The organism is Stenotrophomonas sp. P2112, from assembly GCF_041897515.1.
GTDB lineage: Bacteria > Pseudomonadota > Gammaproteobacteria > Xanthomonadales > Xanthomonadaceae > Stenotrophomonas > Stenotrophomonas sepilia.
In genome coordinates, this window is the sequence record NZ_CP169216.1 from 1004502 (window position 1) to 1021668 (window position 17167).

Here is a 17167-nt window from a genome sequence, read left to right on the forward strand (position 1 = left end):
CAATGCAAGGCGAACAGCGCGCGCGGACAATATTTCTCTGGTTATGGACGCTGATCACAGCGGCCAAGCTGGTGGTGGCTGCGCGCCTGCCGCTGTTCGTCGATGAGGCGTTCTATTGGCAGGAAGGCCAGCACCTGGCCGCTGCCTATTCCGACCTGCCGGGGCTGACCGCCTGGCTTGCACGCCTGGGCGTGGAGATCGGTGGCCATCACGTACTCGCACTGCGCCTGCCGTTCCTGGCCATCGGTGCGCTGCTGCCGTTGCTGGTGGTGCGCATCGCTACGCGCTGGTTCGGCAACGTGGCCGGTTGGCAGGCGGGCAGCCTGACGCTGCTGATGCCGTTGTCGGCCACGCTGGGCCTGCTGGCCGTGCCGGACGTACCGATGGCGCTGGCGGCGGTGATCTGCCTGCACGCAGGTGCACGCCTGCTGCACAGCGTGGACGCGTCCTCGGCGATGAAGCTGGCGCTGGGCCTGCTGATCGGTGCGCTCAGCCACTACCGTTTCATTGGTGTCATCGGTGTCGGCTTCATTGCGTTGCTGGCGTTGCCGCAGGGCCGTCGCATGCTGGCCGACCCGCGCGTATGGGTGGCGCTGGCGGTGGGCGTGCTGGCCTGGCTGCCGTTGCTGGCGTGGAATGCCGACAACCACGACGCCGGCCTGAAGTTCCAGGTGGTCGAGCGCCACCCGTGGACGTTCGAGTGGGAGGGGCTGTGGTTCCTGGTGATCCAGCCGATGCTGGTGACGCCGATCCTGTGCATCGCGATGTGGAAGGTCGCCCTCGCGGGTACCCGCAGTGGCGGTGGGGCGCGGGTGCAGTGGCGCTATTTCGGCCTGGTGGGCGGGGTGTCGACGCTGGGCATCTTCCTGCTGGGCTTCTTCACCGATGTCGAGCGGATCAGTTTCCACTGGCCGCTGCCAGGCTACCTGGCGCTGCTGGTGGCCGTGCCGGTGGTCCTCAACGGTTGGCCGCGCTGGCTGCGCCGTACCGGCTGGTGGCTGGCCGCTGCAGGTACCGTGCTGGCGTTCGGCTACTACCTGATGGCGTCCACGCCGGCACTTCGCGAGCAGATGGCCGGCAGCAAGTACTACCCGCGCAACTTTGCCGGCTGGCAGCCACTGGCCGTGGCGGTGCGTGACGAACTGCGGCAGATGCCACCGGGTACGCGTGTCCTGGCGGGCAACTTCAAGGTCGGTGCCGAACTGGGCTTCCAGCTGGGCAATGGCGATATCGAGGTGTTGCCACATCCGCTCAACGACAAGCATGGGCGCACCGCACAGCTGGCGCAGTGGGACCTGCTGCACGAAGGCCCGCGCGGTGTGCCGATGCTGCTGGTGCTGTCACCCAGTGACCAGCGCTACCGCGACCTGCTGGCGCGCTATCACACCATCTGCGAGCAGGTGGGGCCGTTGCCGGCGCCACGCGTGGTCAGCAGCGATCATGGCTTCCAGCGGTTCCTGCTGTTCCGGCTGCCGGCCAAGCGTGCACAGGGGGCCTGCGTAACGCCCTCAATGGCTTGGCTGGATGCGCCGTCCAACGGTGAAAAGGTCTCCGGAACGCTCGCCATCAAGGGCTGGGCATTCAAGGATGGGGTCGGGCTGGCGCGGGTTGAAGTGCTGGTTGATGGCCGCTCGATCGGAGACGCGCGTTACGGGCGCGTGTTCGACATTCGCCCCGCCTGGCCGGACAGTACCGATCCGCAGCATCCGGCGGTGGGCTTCGACGCGTCGCTGGACACCACCACGCTGGCGCCGGGCCGGCACTGGCTCGGCCTGCGCCTGCACGGGCGCGATGGCAGCGTGGAGGCGTGGCAGGAGCAACCGTTCGAGGTTCGTTGAGGTCCTCTGGTCCTGTAGAGCCGAGCCGATGCCCGGCTGCTTCCGATTCAGATGGCAGGCATCCTCGAAAAAAGCAGCCGGGCATGGGCTCGGCTCTACCGTTCACGGCACCGCGAATCCGGCCCTGCGCAGCAGGCCGCACAGCGCGATCAGTGGCAGGCCGACCAGCGCGGTCGGGTCGCGGTTGTCGATCGCCTCGAACAGGCTGATGCCCAGGCCCTCGCACTTGAAGCTGCCGGCGCAGTCCAGTGGCTGCTCGGTGGCGACGTAGCGGGCGATCTCCTGCGAGTCCAGCGCGCGGAAGTGCACTTCGGTCAGATCCAGGGCGGCGAGGGATTCTCCATACCGTCTGAGACTGATTGCCGTGTGAAAGCGTACCGTCTGCCCGGACATCGCCACCAGCTGTGCACAGGCCGCCTCGACCGTGCCAGGCTTGCCCAGCGGCTGGCCGTTCAGGTCGGCCACCTGGTCCGAGCCGATCACCCAGGCACCCGGATGGCGCGCGGCGACATTGGCCGCCTTGGCGGCGGCCAGGCGCGTGGCCAAGGCCAGCGGCCCCTCGCCGTTCAACGGCGTTTCATCCACCTCCGGGCGTGCGCAGTCGAAGGGCAGGCCCAGCCGTTGCAGCAGTTCGCGACGGTAGCGGGAGGTGGAGGCCAGGACCAGTGACATGCGAGAATACCGGGGCAGGGTGCGGCAGTCTGGCCCGCCGGCAACGCCAGCAGCAAGTCCTGTATGGCGGGCATTTGACAGCAGGCGGTGCGATCCTTAGTATTCAGCGGCTTATGTCCGCGAACGTGCCCGAAACGCTGGATGCCTGGCGGATGGTTGTAGCGCGAAGGCGCTTCGACGGTCAGGTCTCCCTGGCTGAATTGACCCGCCTGCAGGGGTTGGTCGCAGATACCGACGGCGAGTGTGTCTACTCGCTTGAATTCGGTCGCGACGACGTCTTGCGGGTATCCTATGTGGAACTGACCATCGACACCGCGTTGCCGCTGACCTGTCAGCGCAGCATGCAGCGATTCCTGTTGCCGGTGAAGGTGACCCAGAGGCTTGGCCTGATCCGCGACGAGGACGAGGAATCGTCCCTGCCGGAGGAATACGAGGCGTTGCTGGTGCCGGAAGACGGCCAGCTGCGTCCGCTGGACCTGGTCGAGGACGAGTTGGTGCTGGCGGTGCCTGTGGTGCCGCTGTCGCCCGACGGTGAGGCAGTCGATCAGGACTGGGCACCGAGCGAAGAAGAAACAAAGAAGGCCAACCCGTTTGCGGCGTTGGCGGCATTGAAGAAACAATAGCAGCCGGTTGTCGTCGGCGGCTGCGGCGAAAGCGAAAAGTGTGCTGGGCGCTGGCGTCCTGTGCGACGAAACGACGAAGCAAAACGAACCGAGTTTGGAGCAATCCCATGGCTGTCCAGAAATCCCGTGTTACCCCGTCCCGCCGCGGCCAGCGCCGTTCGCATGACGCCCTGAGCGCCAAGCAGCTGTCGACCGACCCGACCACCGGCGAAGTGCATCTGCGTCACCACATCACTGCCGATGGTTTCTACCGCGGCAAGAAGGTCATCCAGACCAAGACCTCGGCCGTCGAAGAAGATTGATGTGCCGGGAAGGCCGCTGCCTCCGGGCAGCGGCCTTTGCCTTCTTTCCCGGGCGTGCCGGTGATCGGCGGCCCGCGCAACAGGAAACATGATGAGCAAGCGGATCTATTCGAGGATCGCGGGCACCGGTAGCTATTTGCCGGAGAAAGTCCTGACCAACGCCGACCTGGAAAAAATGGTCGAAACCTCGGATGAGTGGATCCAGTCGCGCACCGGAATTCGTGAACGGCACATCGCGGCCGAAGGCGAAACCACCAGCGACCTTGGCTACAACGCCGCCCTGCGCGCGCTTGAAGCCGCAGGCATCGATGCCTCGCAGCTCGACATGATCGTGGTCGGTACGACCACCCCTGACCTTATTTTCCCGTCCACCGCGTGCCTGATCCAGGCCAAGCTCGGTGTGGCCGGGTGCCCCGCCTTCGACGTCAACGCAGCCTGTTCCGGCTTCGTGTTCGCGCTGGGCGTGGCCGACAAGTTCATCCGCTCCGGCGACTGCAAGCACGTGCTGGTGATCGGCACCGAAACATTGACCCGCATGGTCGACTGGAACGATCGCACCACCTGCGTGCTGTTCGGTGATGGCGCCGGCGCCGTCGTGCTCAAGGCCGACGAAGAAACCGGCATCCTCAGCACCCACCTGCATGCCGATGGCAGCAAGAAGGAACTGCTGTGGAACCCGGTTGGCGTCTCGAGCGGTTTCAAGGACGGCGCCAACGGTGGTGGCACCATCAACATGAAGGGCAACGACGTGTTCAAGTACGCCGTCAAGGCGCTGGACTCGGTCGTGGACGAGACCCTGGCCGCCAACGGCCTGGACAAGTCCGACCTGGATTGGCTGATTCCGCACCAGGCCAACCTGCGCATCATCGAAGCCACCGCCAAGCGCCTGGACATGTCGATGGACCAGGTCGTGGTGACCGTCGACAAGCACGGCAACACCTCGTCCGGTTCAGTGCCGCTGGCGCTCGATGCCGCCGTGCGGTCGGGCAGGGTCGAGCGCGGCCAGCTGCTGTTGCTGGAAGCCTTCGGCGGTGGCTTCACGTGGGGTTCGGCCCTGCTGCGCTATTGATAGTGCAAGTTACGACAATGTGAAGTCTTGTCGTTACGGCCCTCCGGGGCCGTAACGCGTTTAAGGAGGACCTGTCATGGTTGAGCCCATCGTCATCGAAGGGCAACGTGCCTGGCTGAAGCAGTACGGCAAGGGAAGCCGAGCACTGGCCCTGGGCCTGCTCAATTTTGTTGCGCGCCGTTTCCATCTCGATGCCCTGCGCCCGCCGCCGCACCGTGGTGGTGACGCCGCGCGCGAAACCGAGGCCCGCCGCCTTGCAGAGCTGCAGGCGCAAGGCGTGAACGTGCCGGACGTGCTGGGCACCGGCCATGCCGCGCTGGTGATCGGCGACAACGGCAGCTCGTTCAATACCTGCCTGCGTGAAGCGGATGAGGCCGGTCGTGATCGGCTGGTGATGGCGGCGATGCAGGCCATTGCCCAAGCGCATGCGCGCGGCGCCTATTTCGGCCAGCCGTTGCCGCGCAATCTCACCTGGGATGGGCAGCAGGTCGGCTTCATCGATTTCGAGGAAGATCCGCTGGAAGTGATGGACCTGTCCGAAGCGCAGGCCCGCGACTGGCTGATGTTCGGTTATGGCGTGGCCAAGTACTACGCTGATCGCCCCGAACATCTGCAGGCGATGATGGCCGAGGCGATGGGCGAGGTCCAGGCGCCGGTGCGCGAGCACGTGCATGCGGTCAGTGGCCGCCTGCGCAGCCTGGCCAGGGTCTGCATGAAGCTGGGCCGCTCAGCGCGCGCGCTGGCCCATTCGATCTTCATCACCCACGGTGCCAGCACTGCTGGCGTGCTGATGCTGGTGGGCCTGTGCGTGGATTTCCTCGCCGACGGCGATCTGGACGTGCTGCAGCTGTTCTGCTGATGGCTGATCGGGGTCAGATCCCTTTTCCTGCGGAAAAGGGATCTGACCCCATTGCGCTTGCCCGGCCGCCCTCCATACGCCTGCATACGCGCACGTACAGACGACACAGCGGATTCCCCCTTATCATGGCCCGCTTCGATTGCAGCAAGCGGATGACCGCGTGACCGTATCCACCCTCGCTTTTGTCTTCCCCGGCCAGGGCTCGCAGTCTGTGGGCATGGTGGCCGAGCTGGCCGAACTGCACCCGCAGGTGCGTGAAGCCTTCACCGAGGCATCCGATGGTGCTGGCGTCGACCTGTGGGCGCTGTCCCAGGGTGGCCCGGAAGAAATGATCAACCGTACCGAATACACCCAGCCGGCCCTGTTGGCCGCAAGCATTGGTGTGTGGCGCGCCTGGAACGCCGTGGGCGGTCCGCGCCCGTCGGTGCTGTCCGGCCACAGTCTGGGCGAGTACACCGCCCTGGTTGCCGCCGGCGCGCTGAGCCTGCATGACGGCGCGCACCTGGTGCGCCTGCGTGGCCAGCTGATGCAGGAAGCGGCACCGGCCGGTGTCGGTGCCATGGCCGCCGTGCTCGGTGCCGAAGACCAGCTGGTGCTGGATGTCTGCGCCGAAGCCGCAGGCAGCCAGGTGGTGGTGCCGGCCAACTTCAATTCGCCGGGCCAGATCGTGATCGGTGGCGACGCCGACGCGGTCGACCGTGCGCTGGCGCTGTTGGCCGAGAAGGGCGTGCGCAAGGCGGTCAAGCTGGCCGTCAGCGTACCCTCGCACACCCCGTTGATGCGCGAAGCCGCCAACCGCTTGGCCGAAGTGATGGCTGGCCTGTCCTGGCAGGCGCCGCAGCTGCCGGTGGTGCAGAACGTCGATGCCCAGGTGCACGACGGCGTGGACGCCATCCGCACCGCGCTGGTCCAGCAGCTTTACCAGCCGGTGCAGTGGACCGGTTGCGTGCAGGCGCTGGCCGCCCGTGGCATCACCCAGATCGCCGAGTGCGGCCCAGGCAAGGTGCTGACCGGCCTGGTCAAGCGCATCGACAAGGCCATCGACGGCCGTCCTCTGGCCACGCCGGGCGACTTTGAAGCCGCCCGCGAGGCATGGTCGGCCTGACCTTCCCTGTTTCCTGCCGACCGTACCGGTGGCCGCTGCAAGCGGCACGGTGCGGCGGCCGCTCCCGTCTGAGGAAAACAACATGAGCAAGCCCCTGCAGGGTGAAATCGCACTGGTCACCGGTGCCAGCCGTGGCATTGGTGCCGCCATCGCCGATCTGCTGGCCGCCCAGGGCGCCACCGTCATCGGCACCGCCACCACCGAATCCGGCGCCGCCGCGATCGGTGAGCGCCTGGCCGCCCACGGCGGTCACGGCCGCGCGCTGAACGTCACCGACGCCGCTGCGCTGGACAGCGTGCTCGATGGCATCGCCAAGGAATTCGGCCCGATCTCGATCCTGGTCAACAATGCCGGCATCACCCGCGACAACCTGCTGATGCGCATGAAGGACGAGGACTGGGCGTCGATCATCGACACCAACCTGACCAGCGTGTTCCGCACCAGCAAGGCGGTGATGCGCGGCATGATGAAGGCGCGCAAGGGCCGCATCATCAACATCGCATCGGTGGTGGGCGTGACCGGCAATGCCGGGCAGGCCAACTACGCGGCCGCCAAGGCCGGCATCATCGGCTTCAGCAAGTCGCTGGCCAAGGAAATCGGCTCGCGCGGCGTCACCGTCAATGTTGTCGCACCCGGCTTCATCGACACCGACATGACCAAGGCGTTGCCGGAAGAAGCGCGTACCGCGCTGATCAACGACATCGCCCTCGAACGCCTGGGTTCGCCGGAGGACATCGCCCATGCGGTGGCGTTCCTGGCCAGCCCGGCTGCCGGTTACATCACCGGCGAAACCCTCCATGTGAACGGCGGCATGTACATGCCGTAAGCAAGGGGCGCAGGGATTGCGCCGCAAGTGGTTGATCTGCGGAGGTTTTTGCTGCAATGCAAGGCCGCGCCGGTTTCCACTACACTATGCCACGGCCATCGCCCTTGATGGCGACCACTTTTGAACCACAACTCCATCTGGAGCGAGATCCCATGAGCACCATCGAAGAACGCGTCAAGAAAATCGTCGTCGAACAGCTTGGCGTCAAGGAAGATGAAGTCACCAACAGCGCATCGTTCGTCGATGACCTGGGCGCTGACTCGCTGGACACCGTCGAGCTGGTGATGGCCCTGGAAGAAGAATTCGAGTGCGAGATCCCGGACGAAGAAGCCGAGAAGATCAGCACCGTGCAGGCCGCCATCGACTACATCACGGCCCACGTCAAGGCCTGATGTCAGACGGCAGTGCGCGCGGGTCTCCGCTCGCCGCGCACCGCACCCCATGGGGCCGCAGTTGCGGCCCCGTGTGTTTGAGCATCACACCGAAGCAAACCGTGTTACCCGATTGAACCTTCGGGTCAGGAGAATCAGCAATGAAGCGTCGCGTCGTCGTAACCGGCCTGGGTATCGTCTCGCCGTTGGGCAATGATCTGGCCAGCAGCTGGGAAGGCATCACCCAGGGTCGTTCGGGCATCGGTCCGCTGACCAACGTTTCTGATGCCTACCTGGATCGGTTCACCACCAAGATTGCAGGTGAGGTCAAGGGCTTTGACATCACCGCCGACAACGAACTGTTCGGCAAGTACCGGGTCAGCGGCAAGGATGCCAAGAAGATGGACCCGTTCATCCATTACGGCCTCGGTGCCTCGTTCATGGCCCTGCACGACTCGGGCCTGGAGATCACCGACGCCAATGCCGAGCGCATCGGCGCCATTGTCGGCGCCGGCATCGGCGGCCTGCTCGGCATCGAAGAGCAGACCATCGAGTTCCACGAGGGCAAGAAGATCTCGCCCTTCTACGTGCCCAAGACCATCATCAACATGCTGCCGGGCCAGCTGAGCATCATCACCGGCCTGAAGGGCCCGTCGTTCTCGGCGGTGTCGGCGTGCGCGACCTCGAACCACTCGATCGGCACCGCGATGCGCATGATCCAGTACGGCGACGCCGACGTGATGGTAGTCGGTGGTGCCGAGCGTGGCTCGTCGCCGACCGCCCTGGGTGGCTTCTGCGCGATGAAGGCCATGAGCACCCGCAACGACGCTCCGGAACAGGCCTCGCGCCCGTGGGACAAGGACCGTGACGGCTTCGTGCTGGGCGACGGCGCCGGCATCCTGATCCTGGAAGAGTACGAGCACGCCAAGGCACGCGGCGCGAAGATCTACTGCGAACTGGCCGGTTTCGGTGCCAGCTCCGACGCGTACCACATGACCGCCCCGAGCGAGAACGGCGAAGGCGCCGCCCGCTGCATGGTCATGGCCATGAAGGACGCTGGTGTGACCCCGGAACAGGTCGGCTACCTCAACGCGCACGGCACCTCCACGCCGCTGGGTGACCTGGGCGAGACCATGGCGATGAAGACCGCCTTCGGCGACCACGCCTACAAGATGATGGTCAGCTCCACCAAGTCGATGACCGGCCACCTGCTGGGCGCGGCCGGCGGCGTGGAAGCGATCTTCTCGGTGATGGCGCTGCAGGACAACGTCATTCCGCCGACCATCAACCTGCAGCAGCCGGGCGAAGGCTGCGACCTGGACTACGTGCCCAACGAAGCACGCCAGGCCAAGGTTGACGTGGTGATGTCCAATGGCTTCGGCTTCGGCGGCACCAACGGCACGCTGATCTTCAAGCGCGTCTGACCGGGTTGCAGCGTCGGGCCATGCTCGACTGAACGTGCATTACGCACGAGGAGGCCGCCGCAAGGCGGCTTCCGTGCATCTGAATCCCTGAACTGGCCATCATGACCCACGCACCGCTGATCCACCCGCTGCCGCACCCGATCGATCTGCTGGCCCTGCAGCAGCACGACCCGGCACGCTTCCCGCTGCTGATGGAATCCACCGCCTCGGGCACCGCCCAGGGCCGCTGGAGCCTGCTGCTGGCCGCGCAGGGCGATTGCCTGCGGCTGGATGCCGATGGCCAGGTGCGCGACCTGCAGGGTGCCGTGCAGCCCGGCACGTTCCTGCAGGCGCTGGATCGCGCCTGGCAGCACGAACGCCTGCCGCACGACGGCAGCCACAGCCTGCCGTTCCGCGGCGGCTGGGCGTTGATGCTGGACTACGAAGTGGCCAGCCAGATCGAACCGGTGCTGCCGGCGCGCGCGCGCGAGGACGGCCGCTCGACCGCGCTGGCGCTGCGCTGCCCGGCCGCCGTGCTGCATGACCATCACAACGACGCCAGTTTCATCATCGCCGAAGCCGGTGAGCAGGCCCTGCTGGAGGCGCTGGTGACCTTGGCGTCGCAGGCGCTGCCGGAGGCCGGGCAGGGCTGGCAGCCGCCGCAGTCGGTGGGCGAGGATGCGCCGCAGCGCTTCACCGACGGCGTGCGCCGGGTGATCGACTACCTGCGTGCCGGCGATGTGTTCCAGGTGAACCTGTCGCGGCGCTGGAGCGCGCAGTTCGCTGCGCCGGTCAGCCCGCAGGCGCTGTACGCGCAGCTGCGCCGTGCCAACCCGGCACCGTTCGCCGGCTTGTTCAGCGCGCACGGCCGCCACGTGGTCAGCTCCTCGCCGGAGCGGCTGGTGTCGGTGCATGCCGGCCACGCGCAGACGCGTCCCATTGCCGGCACGCGTCCGCGCTTCGAGGGGGACGATGATGCCGCGCGCATCCGGGAGCTGGTCGGCCACCCCAAGGAGCGTGCTGAGCACGTGATGCTGATCGACCTGGAACGCAACGACCTGGGCCGCATCTGCCTGCCCGGCACCGTGGTGGTCGATGAGTTGATGACGGTGGAGAGCTACGCCCATGTGCACCACATCGTCAGCAATGTCAGCGGCCACCTGCGCCCGGAGGTCACGCCCGGCGAGGTGATCGCCGCCACGTTCCCGGGTGGCACCATCACCGGCTGCCCCAAGGTGCGATGCATGCAGATCATCAGCGAACTGGAGCAGGTGCCGCGCGGTGCCTACACCGGCGCGTTCGGCTGGCTGAACCGCGATGGCGACCTGGACCTGAACATCCTGATCCGTACCGCCGAAGTGGATGGCCACGAGGTGAGCTTCCGCACCGGCGCCGGCATCGTGGTCGATTCGGACCCGGACAAGGAACTGGACGAGACCCGCGCCAAGGCCCGCGGCCTGTTGCGCGCGCTCGGCCAGCAGGGGTAGTGCCGGCCGCTGGCCGGCAACGCCATTCCCCCACGGTGGGTGCCGACCGTTGGTCGGCACGGAGTCCTCCATGGCCATTCATCCACGCATGGCGTGGATCTACTGATCGCCGCGCCAGGCATGGATTGTGGTGGGTGCCGACCGTTGGTCGGCACGGCGACGCCACCCCGGTCATGACCCCAATCCACCGGCACGGTATCCTGCACGACGGAATCGAGTTCAGAGGTAGTCCATGGCGGGAGCCAAGCGCGGGTGTCTGTTCGTGGTAACGCTGGTGGTGGTGCTGGCCGCTGTCGTGGCCGGCGCGGGCGCGTGGTTCTTCTACCAGCAGACCCGCTTCGCCGATGCCCCGATCACCCCCACCGCCGAAAGCGTGGTCATCGCCAGCGGCGATGGCATGAACAGCGTGCTGCGCAAGCTACGCGATGCCGGCGTGGACGAGGGCCAGGACACCCAGTGGCAACTGCTGGCGCGCCAGCTCGATGCCGCCGGCAAGCTGAAGGTGGGCGAGTACGCGCTCAGCGGCGAGCTGACCCCGCGCGAGCTGCTGTTGCGCATGCGTGCCGGCAAGGTGCTGCAGCACCGCGTCACGATTGTCGAGGGCTGGAACATCCGCCAGCTGCGTGCCGCGCTCAAGCGCGCCGAGCCGCTGCTGCACACCACCGACAATCTCGATGACGCCGCGCTGATGCAGCGCCTCGGCTTCGGTGGCCAGCATCCGGAAGGCCGCTTCCTGCCGGAGACCTACGTCTACCAGCGCGGCGACAGTGATCTGGACGTGCTCAAGCGCGCCCACGCCGCAATGGAAAAGGCGCTGGACGAAGCCTGGGAAAGCCGCGCGCCGGACCTGCCGATCAACACGCCCTACGAACTGCTGACGCTGGCGTCGATCATCGAGAAGGAAACCGCGCTGGCCAGCGAGCGCCCGCAGATCGCCGGCGTGTTCATGCGCCGCCTGAAGATCGGCATGCGCCTGCAGACCGACCCGACCGTGATCTACGGCATCGGTGCCGCGTATGACGGCAACATCCGCCGCCGCGACCTGACCACCGATACGCCGTACAACACCTATACCCGTGCGGGCCTGACCCCGACCCCGATCGCCATGCCCAGCCGTGACGCGCTGATGGCGGCCGCACAGCCGGCACCGGGCGACGCGCTGTACTTCGTCGCCGTCGGCGATGGCAGTGGCGCGCACGTGTTCTCGCCCAGCCTGGACCAGCACAACGCCGCCGTGGCGCGCTACCTGCAGCAGCTGCGCCAGCAACGTACCCAGGAGACCCCGGCGCAATGAGTCCCGCGCTGCTTCGCCACCCGCGTTTCGTCAGCCTGGAAGGCGGCGAGGGCGCGGGCAAGACCACCGCCATCAATGCCATCCGCGACTGCCTGCGCAGCCACGGCCACGAGGTGGTGCTGACCCGCGAGCCGGGCGGCACGCCCCTGGCCGAGCGCATCCGCGGCCTGGTGCTGAAGCCCGATGCCGAGATCGCTGCCGAGCCACTCAGCGCCGAAGCTGAGTTGCTGCTGGTGTTCGCCGCACGCGCGCAGCATGTGCGCCAGGTGATCCGGCCGGCGCTGCAGCGCGGCGCCTATGTGCTGAGCGATCGCTTCACCGATTCCAGCTACGCCTATCAGGGCGGTGGCCGTGGCCTCGACCCGCAGTGGATTGCCGACCTGGAGCGCCGCGCGGTCGGCCTGCTGCCGGGCCTGACCCTGCTGCTGGATGTGGACGTGGCCGTCGGCCGCGCGCGCGCCAACGGCCGCGACCTGTGGCCGGACCGCATCGAGAGCGAGCAGGACGATTTCTTCCAGCGCGTGCGCGAAGTGTTCCGCAGCCGCGCACAGCAGGATCCGCAGCGCTTCGCATTGATTGATGCGGGCCAGGAGCAGGCGCGCGTGGCCGCCGATGTGGTCGCGCGTGTCGAGCGCTGGCTGCGGGACGGGGAGGGCGCATGAGCACGTTTTCGCCCTGGCAGCAGCGCGCGTTCGAACAGACGGTGGCCGCGCTCGACGCCGGTCGCCTCGGTCATGGCCTGCTGATCTGCGGTCCGGCCGGACTGGGCAAGCATGAGGTGGCGCTGGCGCTGGCCGACCACGTGCTGGCGCAGGGCGATGCAGCCCACGCCACGCGCACGCGCCAGCTGATCGCGGCGGGCACGCACCCGGACCTGCAGCTGGTCAGCTTCATTCCGAACAAGAGCGGCGACAAGCTGCGTACCGAGATCGTCATCGAGCAGATGCGCGAGATCACCGACAAGCTGGCGCTGACCCCGCAATACGGCGTCGCGCAGGTTGTGATCGTCGACCCGGCCGATGCGATCAACCGCTCGGCCGCCAATGCACTGCTGAAGACCCTGGAAGAGCCGCAGCCCGGCCGTTACCTGTGGCTGATCAGCAGCGACCCGGCGCGCCTGCCGCAGACCATCCGCAGCCGCTGCCAGCGCCTGGAATTCAAGCTGCCGCCGCAGCACGAGGCACTGGCCTGGCTGCAGCAGCAGGGGCACAGCGAGGCGTCGGCGCGTGAAGCGCTGGATGCGGCACGCGGCCATCCCGGGCAGGCCGACAACTGGCTGCGCGAAGATGGCCTGAGCCTGCGCCGCGAAGTTGGCCGTGAGCTGGAGCAGCTGGCCGCCGGCAAGACCGGCGCGGTGGAGCTGGCGCAGAAGTGGTGCGGCGATGACAACGCGGCGCTGCGCCTGCGCTTTGCCGCCGACCTGGCGCTGGCCCAGGCCAGCACCGATGCCTTGACCACGCCGGAGCGATTGCACAAGCTTGCAGCCTGGTTCGATGCGGCCAACCGCACCCGCGACCTGCTGCGCACCACGGTGCGTGCAGACCTTGCGGTGGTCGAGTTGCTGCTGGCCTGGAACAAGGTGAACGAGCGGCCCGCCGCAAGGGGAAATCGATGAGTGCCAGCAACGCCCGCCAGGGCATCCTGTCCCTGGCCGTGAAGGACAAAGCCGCGCTGTACAGCGCGTACATGCCGTTCGTGAAGAATGGCGGCATCTTCGTGCCCACGCCCAAACGCTACTTCCTGGGCGACGAGGTGTTCCTGCTGCTGACCCTGCCCGATTCCAGCGAGCGCCTGCCGGTGGCCGGCAAGGTGATCTGGGTGACCCCGGCAGGCGCGCAGGGCAACCGCACCGCCGGCATCGGCGTGCAGCTGGCCGATGGTGCCGAAGGCGAGGGCGTGCGCCACAAGATCGAGACCCTGCTGGCCGGGCTTACCGGCTCGGACAAGCCGACCCATACGATGTGATTCCGGTAGCGCCGGGCTGGGCTCGGCTGCATGCCCCGAAACGCCTGTGAACCCGCTGTTCTGTAGAGCCGAGCCATGCTCGGCTGCGCACCCCGAAAACACCCGTGAACACGAATGTGAAAAAGTGTTGACGGCCTCTGAAAAGCCCCTATAATGAGCGGCTCAGCAACACACCGGGCGGTTAGCTCAGCGGTAGAGCATTGCCTTCACACGGCAAGGGTCACAGGTTCGATCCCTGTACCGCCCACCATGTTGCAGAACAAAAAAAGCCTCCAGCAATGGGGGCTTTTTTGTTACCTGCGATCCAGCAGGATCAGCCGAATGCGCGCTCCGTCTCAGCCGTGTTCTTCCAGCGGCGCGCTTGATCTTCGCCGTGCGTCAATCAGACCGTGCCCGCATCAACGTGCCTTCAGTCACCCGACGCATCGGGCCGATCAACGACGGGGCCGACGAAGTCAATGATTTCTTCGATCTCAATGCCTCGTTGATTAGGTTCATCGTCAGGCCCCAAGCCGCTCTCTGACAGTTCTTCCAGCAACGCATCAATCAGCGACTCGCGATCACGCTCAACGAGGTATCTGACGCCATTCTCGGGTAGGAGCAAATTGTGCTTCGCTGCGATTTCAACCAACAGCGAGCGCAGGCTGGGTGAGATATCCTTCTTCATCTTTACTTTACCTTCGGGTCTCTCAGTCCTTCGCTATCCTTCGGGAAGGCCGTTATGACCTTCCCTTCGCCGTTCAAAACTACTTTCGCATCCTTCCCTGTGTACGCCGTCTTGCCGCCGGCCTGCTCGGCAACCTTCGCGGGTTCTTTCACTGCCGATAGTATGGCCTTTGCAGAGACCCCCCTGCCTCCATCGCGGGAGATTGCCTGATTCAAGCCGTGCTTGGTGTAGCCGGTGATCTTTCCCGCTACTGCGCCAGAAGTGCCCGTGACACCGGCGGCTCCTGCGCCAATCTCTGCCGCAGTGGCTACCGCTCCTGGATTTGCCATTGCGGCCAGACCACCCTCTGCGAGTACTGGAGCCGCCAGAATTGCGGTTAACGCGACACCAATTGCCGGTCCGAGGCTATCGCTTGGATTTCTCGGCGGAGGAGTAATCGGTTGCCCATTCGTGGCGTCGTTGACTACCTTGAAGGCTGCACCACTCTCCCGCCCATCAGGATCCGTGAACTTGTAAGGGTTTCCGTTGGCATATCGATACCGGTTGAACTGTTCAACTGGCTTCTGATAGGCCGTTACCGGGTCCACCGATAGCAAAATCCCCAACTGTGGATCCATGTACCGCTGCTGCATGTAGCTCAGTCCGGTGACCGAGTCGCTCACATGTCCCGTGTATCCCGGTCCGTCTGTGGCCTGGCCACCTACCAAGGCCCCATAGGGCTCATAGTCGTAGCGCTTGATCACTTTCCCATTGGCATCTGTTTCGGCGACGACGGAGCCAAGGGCGTCAGTGTGGATGTAAGTGACTGTTTCCTGGCCTGCGGCGATGGCAGATGGTAATAGGCCAAGGCCGAATGGCAGCGCAAAGCACAACCAGGTGCCTATGGCAGCCAACTGGCGGAATTGAGATTCCAATCTCCTGAAGCGCGAAATTGCACCACCTGCAGCATCCCTGCACCTACGCATTCTTCGCATCCCCGGAAACGCCTTCGAGTAAGGCTTGACCGGATATTACGATCATGAAGCTTGTTGGTCGATGCGGGCCACGCAGGGGAGGGGGCGGAAAGTCCTGCTCTACAGCGGTCCCAGCCATTCTCTGAGCTCACTGCTGGCCTTCATTTACTCAGGGGTTTTCTTCTGTGAATGGGAACAGGCCTTGTCTCAGGCGTGTTCGTCCAATAGCTCGCGCGCGATCATCGCCGTGGCATCCAGCAGGTCATGGCCGCTACCCGCCTGCACCACCACTGCAAGCAGACCACGGCCCACCTCGGCATTGCCGCTGGTCAGTTCCATCTCGCCCTCAAAGCACAGATCGGCCAACCATTCATGGGCCTGCTGCAGCCCGCGCTTGCGGACGCGGCGGAACTCCGCGAGCAGCTTCGCCTGGCCGGCCTCCTGCCCACCATCGGCCAGCAGGCCGATGGCACCGCCGTGCGCCGCGCGCCAGAGGGCCGGTAGCGGGCGACCGTTCGCGTCCACCACGTCCGGCGAGAACTGCGCGCAGTACATTTCGTAGCGCTTGCCCGCCGTACTGCTGGGCACGATGCCGGCTTCGGCCAGCAGGCGTTCGGCTTCATCCAGTGTGCTGAACTTCAAGCGCAGCAGTGCAGGGCGGCTCAGCTGTTGTGCCAGCGCGTGCTGGTTGGCGGCGAACCAGACGTTCCAGCCAACGGTTGCGCGGCCTTCCAGTGCGGCCTTGAAGTATTCCAGGTGTTCGGCGTCCATTGCGGCCTCCTGCGTTCCCTGCGCGATTGTAGCGGGAGCACATCCGCGCCGGTCAGGCATCGCCGCTGGAGAGGCAATGATGTGCCTCGCGCACCAGCTGTCGTGCGGCCACGATCAGTCCGTCGATATGGAAGGCGCCCAACTGTTCGTCCGGGCCACCTTCGTTGCGCGCATGGTCGGCGGCCTGCAGCAGGTCGAGCAATGCGCCGAGCCCAGACAGTGAGCGGCGCAACGAAGCGTGATTGCTGGCGCCGAGGGTGAGGCTGATGCACGGTTGTCCGTCATCACCGTCGGCCTGGTTGATCGCATTGAGTCGGGCGAAGAACGTGGCCGACTGCGTCGGCAGGTTCTGTTCGTTCAGGGCGCACTCGATCTCGCGTGCGAGGTCCCCGGGCACGTCGGCTGCGACGTCGCCGATAAGCGCGTGCAGGCGGGGATGGATGGCTGTGCGGTTGGTCATGGCGAAACCCTCACTGGCGTAGGGCCACCTTCCCGAGTGAAGGTGGCGGACGGTGCGGGTTGGCGTACCAAGGCAAACGAACTCCCATCGAGAAGAAGGCCTGGCGGATCTGTCGATCCCCACGCACCGGCCGCCATTGAAGGCAATCGGTGCATTCTCTCTGCTGCGACGTAAACCGCAGCGATGGGTGTTCATTCGTTTATTCGAGACGCCAATCCCGGCCAAGGCGTCTTGCCTCGGCGCGGCGATCTTCAAGCCGGGCAATCACATCGGTCTGTAAGGAAAATTCTCAACTGTCCCTAGGCAGGCCAGACGTTTCCCGATGTGTGTCGTCCGACACCTGCGAGTAGTGCGGCCCATCACTGATGGCGCACATCGCCGCCCCTGCCGACCGTGCACATGACGACTCCGGAGGGATGCCGCCACGGCAATCGCGTCACCCCGCGCGGCGGAGGCGGGACCATGCCACGCATGGAGCCAGAGGGTTCCATCCCTGCGCTGT

At 65.8% G+C, this 17167-nt stretch carries 19 protein-coding genes and 1 tRNA gene; 15 read left to right on the forward strand and 5 right to left on the reverse strand.

The window, feature by feature from the left end; genetic code table 11:
• Positions 1–2: 2 nt before the first annotated feature.
• The gene (locus tag ACEPA4_RS04650; protein WP_065197124.1) at positions 3–1838 is read left to right on the forward strand and encodes a glycosyltransferase family 39 protein; all 1836 of its coding nucleotides are present in this window, start codon (positions 3–5) and stop codon (positions 1836–1838) included.
• Positions 1839–1940: 102 nt separating this feature from the next.
• Here the strand turns inward: ACEPA4_RS04650 and ACEPA4_RS04655 are convergent, their stop codons facing one another.
• The gene (locus ACEPA4_RS04655; RefSeq protein WP_262090339.1) at positions 1941–2510 is read right to left on the reverse strand and encodes a nucleoside triphosphate pyrophosphatase; all 570 of its coding nucleotides are present in this window, start codon (positions 2508–2510) and stop codon (positions 1941–1943) included.
• Between the two features lie 113 nt (positions 2511–2623).
• On the opposite strand from ACEPA4_RS04655, the gene ACEPA4_RS04660 reads away from it, so the two are divergent.
• The 14 genes from ACEPA4_RS04660 to ACEPA4_RS04725 all read left to right on the forward strand — a co-directional run bounded on the left by ACEPA4_RS04660 (position 2624) and on the right by ACEPA4_RS04725 (position 14064).
• Positions 2624–3133, forward strand: a complete 510-nt coding sequence (locus tag ACEPA4_RS04660) for a YceD family protein (protein WP_005415504.1) — start codon at positions 2624–2626, stop codon at positions 3131–3133.
• Between the two features lie 107 nt (positions 3134–3240).
• Positions 3241–3435, forward strand: a complete 195-nt coding sequence (rpmF, locus tag ACEPA4_RS04665; RefSeq protein WP_005408308.1) for a 50S ribosomal protein L32 — start codon at positions 3241–3243, stop codon at positions 3433–3435.
• A 91-nt stretch (positions 3436–3526) separates the two neighbouring features.
• Entirely contained in the window at positions 3527–4504 is a 978-nt protein-coding gene (locus tag ACEPA4_RS04670; protein ID WP_014036188.1) for a beta-ketoacyl-ACP synthase III, read from the forward strand.
• Between the two features lie 76 nt (positions 4505–4580).
• The gene (locus tag ACEPA4_RS04675; protein WP_053499577.1) at positions 4581–5363 is read left to right on the forward strand and encodes a hypothetical protein; all 783 of its coding nucleotides are present in this window, start codon (positions 4581–4583) and stop codon (positions 5361–5363) included.
• A gap of 160 nt (positions 5364–5523) precedes the next feature.
• Positions 5524–6468 (forward strand): ACP S-malonyltransferase, encoded by a 945-nt coding sequence (fabD, locus tag ACEPA4_RS04680; protein ID WP_262090340.1) that lies wholly within the window; start codon positions 5524–5526, stop codon positions 6466–6468.
• 82 nt (positions 6469–6550) lie between these two features.
• Entirely contained in the window at positions 6551–7294 is a 744-nt protein-coding gene (fabG, locus tag ACEPA4_RS04685; protein ID WP_005408312.1) for a 3-oxoacyl-ACP reductase FabG, read from the forward strand.
• A gap of 152 nt (positions 7295–7446) precedes the next feature.
• Complete coding sequence (gene acpP / locus ACEPA4_RS04690; RefSeq protein ID WP_061480516.1) at positions 7447–7686, forward strand: acyl carrier protein; 240 nt, start codon at positions 7447–7449, stop codon at positions 7684–7686.
• 140 nt (positions 7687–7826) lie between these two features.
• On the forward strand, positions 7827–9089 hold the full coding sequence (fabF, locus tag ACEPA4_RS04695; protein WP_065177975.1) for a beta-ketoacyl-ACP synthase II: 1263 nt from the start codon (positions 7827–7829) through the stop codon (positions 9087–9089).
• Between the two features lie 101 nt (positions 9090–9190).
• A complete protein-coding gene (locus tag ACEPA4_RS04700) occupies positions 9191–10555 on the forward strand; it encodes an aminodeoxychorismate synthase component I (RefSeq protein ID WP_262090342.1) in 1365 nt (454 codons plus the stop codon).
• Between the two features lie 232 nt (positions 10556–10787).
• The gene (gene mltG / locus ACEPA4_RS04705) at positions 10788–11849 is read left to right on the forward strand and encodes an endolytic transglycosylase MltG (protein ID WP_262090344.1); all 1062 of its coding nucleotides are present in this window, start codon (positions 10788–10790) and stop codon (positions 11847–11849) included.
• Positions 11846–12511: a dTMP kinase gene (tmk, locus tag ACEPA4_RS04710; RefSeq protein ID WP_053501108.1), complete on the forward strand. Its 666-nt coding sequence runs from the start codon at positions 11846–11848 to the stop codon at positions 12509–12511. Before mltG ends, tmk begins: the two co-directional genes overlap by 4 nt.
• The gene (locus tag ACEPA4_RS04715) at positions 12508–13464 is read left to right on the forward strand and encodes a DNA polymerase III subunit delta' (RefSeq protein ID WP_070490130.1); all 957 of its coding nucleotides are present in this window, start codon (positions 12508–12510) and stop codon (positions 13462–13464) included. Before tmk ends, ACEPA4_RS04715 begins: the two co-directional genes overlap by 4 nt.
• Entirely contained in the window at positions 13461–13814 is a 354-nt protein-coding gene (locus tag ACEPA4_RS04720; RefSeq protein WP_005412452.1) for a PilZ domain-containing protein, read from the forward strand. The genes ACEPA4_RS04715 and ACEPA4_RS04720 overlap by 4 nt, the downstream gene beginning before the upstream one ends.
• Positions 13815–13989: 175 nt before the next feature.
• A tRNA-Val gene (locus ACEPA4_RS04725) sits at positions 13990–14064 on the forward strand.
• 159 nt (positions 14065–14223) lie between these two features.
• On the opposite strand, the gene ACEPA4_RS04730 is transcribed toward ACEPA4_RS04725, so the two are convergent.
• The 4 genes from ACEPA4_RS04730 to ACEPA4_RS04745 all read right to left on the reverse strand — a co-directional run bounded on the left by ACEPA4_RS04730 (position 14224) and on the right by ACEPA4_RS04745 (position 16665).
• Positions 14224–14481 (reverse strand): hypothetical protein, encoded by a 258-nt coding sequence (locus ACEPA4_RS04730; RefSeq protein ID WP_021202623.1) that lies wholly within the window; start codon positions 14479–14481, stop codon positions 14224–14226.
• A 2-nt stretch (positions 14482–14483) separates the two neighbouring features.
• Positions 14484–15224: an RHS repeat-associated core domain-containing protein gene (locus ACEPA4_RS04735; RefSeq protein WP_262090355.1), complete on the reverse strand. Its 741-nt coding sequence runs from the start codon at positions 15222–15224 to the stop codon at positions 14484–14486.
• A 417-nt stretch (positions 15225–15641) separates the two neighbouring features.
• Positions 15642–16205: a hypothetical protein gene (locus ACEPA4_RS04740; protein WP_065185806.1), complete on the reverse strand. Its 564-nt coding sequence runs from the start codon at positions 16203–16205 to the stop codon at positions 15642–15644.
• 52 nt (positions 16206–16257) lie between these two features.
• Positions 16258–16665 (reverse strand): hypothetical protein, encoded by a 408-nt coding sequence (locus ACEPA4_RS04745; RefSeq protein ID WP_065185807.1) that lies wholly within the window; start codon positions 16663–16665, stop codon positions 16258–16260.
• Positions 16666–17167: the final 502 nt, after the last annotated feature.

Coding starts and splice junctions, on each gene's coding strand:
- rpmF (WP_005408308.1), top strand. CDS start 3,241: ATGGCTGTCCAGAAATCCCGTGTTACCCCGTCCCGCCGCGGCCAGCGC.
- ACEPA4_RS04720 (WP_005412452.1), top strand. CDS start 13,461: ATGAGTGCCAGCAACGCCCGCCAGGGCATCCTGTCCCTGGCCGTGAAG.
- acpP (WP_061480516.1), top strand. CDS start 7,447: ATGAGCACCATCGAAGAACGCGTCAAGAAAATCGTCGTCGAACAGCTT.
- ACEPA4_RS04655 (WP_262090339.1), bottom strand. CDS start 2,510: ATGTCACTGGTCCTGGCCTCCACCTCCCGCTACCGTCGCGAACTGCTG.
- ACEPA4_RS04700 (WP_262090342.1), top strand. CDS start 9,191: ATGACCCACGCACCGCTGATCCACCCGCTGCCGCACCCGATCGATCTG.
- fabG (WP_005408312.1), top strand. CDS start 6,551: ATGAGCAAGCCCCTGCAGGGTGAAATCGCACTGGTCACCGGTGCCAGC.
- ACEPA4_RS04660 (WP_005415504.1), top strand. CDS start 2,624: ATGTCCGCGAACGTGCCCGAAACGCTGGATGCCTGGCGGATGGTTGTA.
- ACEPA4_RS04740 (WP_065185806.1), bottom strand. CDS start 16,205: ATGGACGCCGAACACCTGGAATACTTCAAGGCCGCACTGGAAGGCCGC.
- mltG (WP_262090344.1), top strand. CDS start 10,788: ATGGCGGGAGCCAAGCGCGGGTGTCTGTTCGTGGTAACGCTGGTGGTG.
- ACEPA4_RS04650 (WP_065197124.1), top strand. CDS start 3: ATGCAAGGCGAACAGCGCGCGCGGACAATATTTCTCTGGTTATGGACG.
- ACEPA4_RS04715 (WP_070490130.1), top strand. CDS start 12,508: ATGAGCACGTTTTCGCCCTGGCAGCAGCGCGCGTTCGAACAGACGGTG.
- fabF (WP_065177975.1), top strand. CDS start 7,827: ATGAAGCGTCGCGTCGTCGTAACCGGCCTGGGTATCGTCTCGCCGTTG.
- ACEPA4_RS04745 (WP_065185807.1), bottom strand. CDS start 16,665: ATGACCAACCGCACAGCCATCCATCCCCGCCTGCACGCGCTTATCGGC.
- ACEPA4_RS04675 (WP_053499577.1), top strand. CDS start 4,581: ATGGTTGAGCCCATCGTCATCGAAGGGCAACGTGCCTGGCTGAAGCAG.
- tmk (WP_053501108.1), top strand. CDS start 11,846: ATGAGTCCCGCGCTGCTTCGCCACCCGCGTTTCGTCAGCCTGGAAGGC.
- ACEPA4_RS04730 (WP_021202623.1), bottom strand. CDS start 14,481: ATGAAGAAGGATATCTCACCCAGCCTGCGCTCGCTGTTGGTTGAAATC.
- ACEPA4_RS04670 (WP_014036188.1), top strand. CDS start 3,527: ATGAGCAAGCGGATCTATTCGAGGATCGCGGGCACCGGTAGCTATTTG.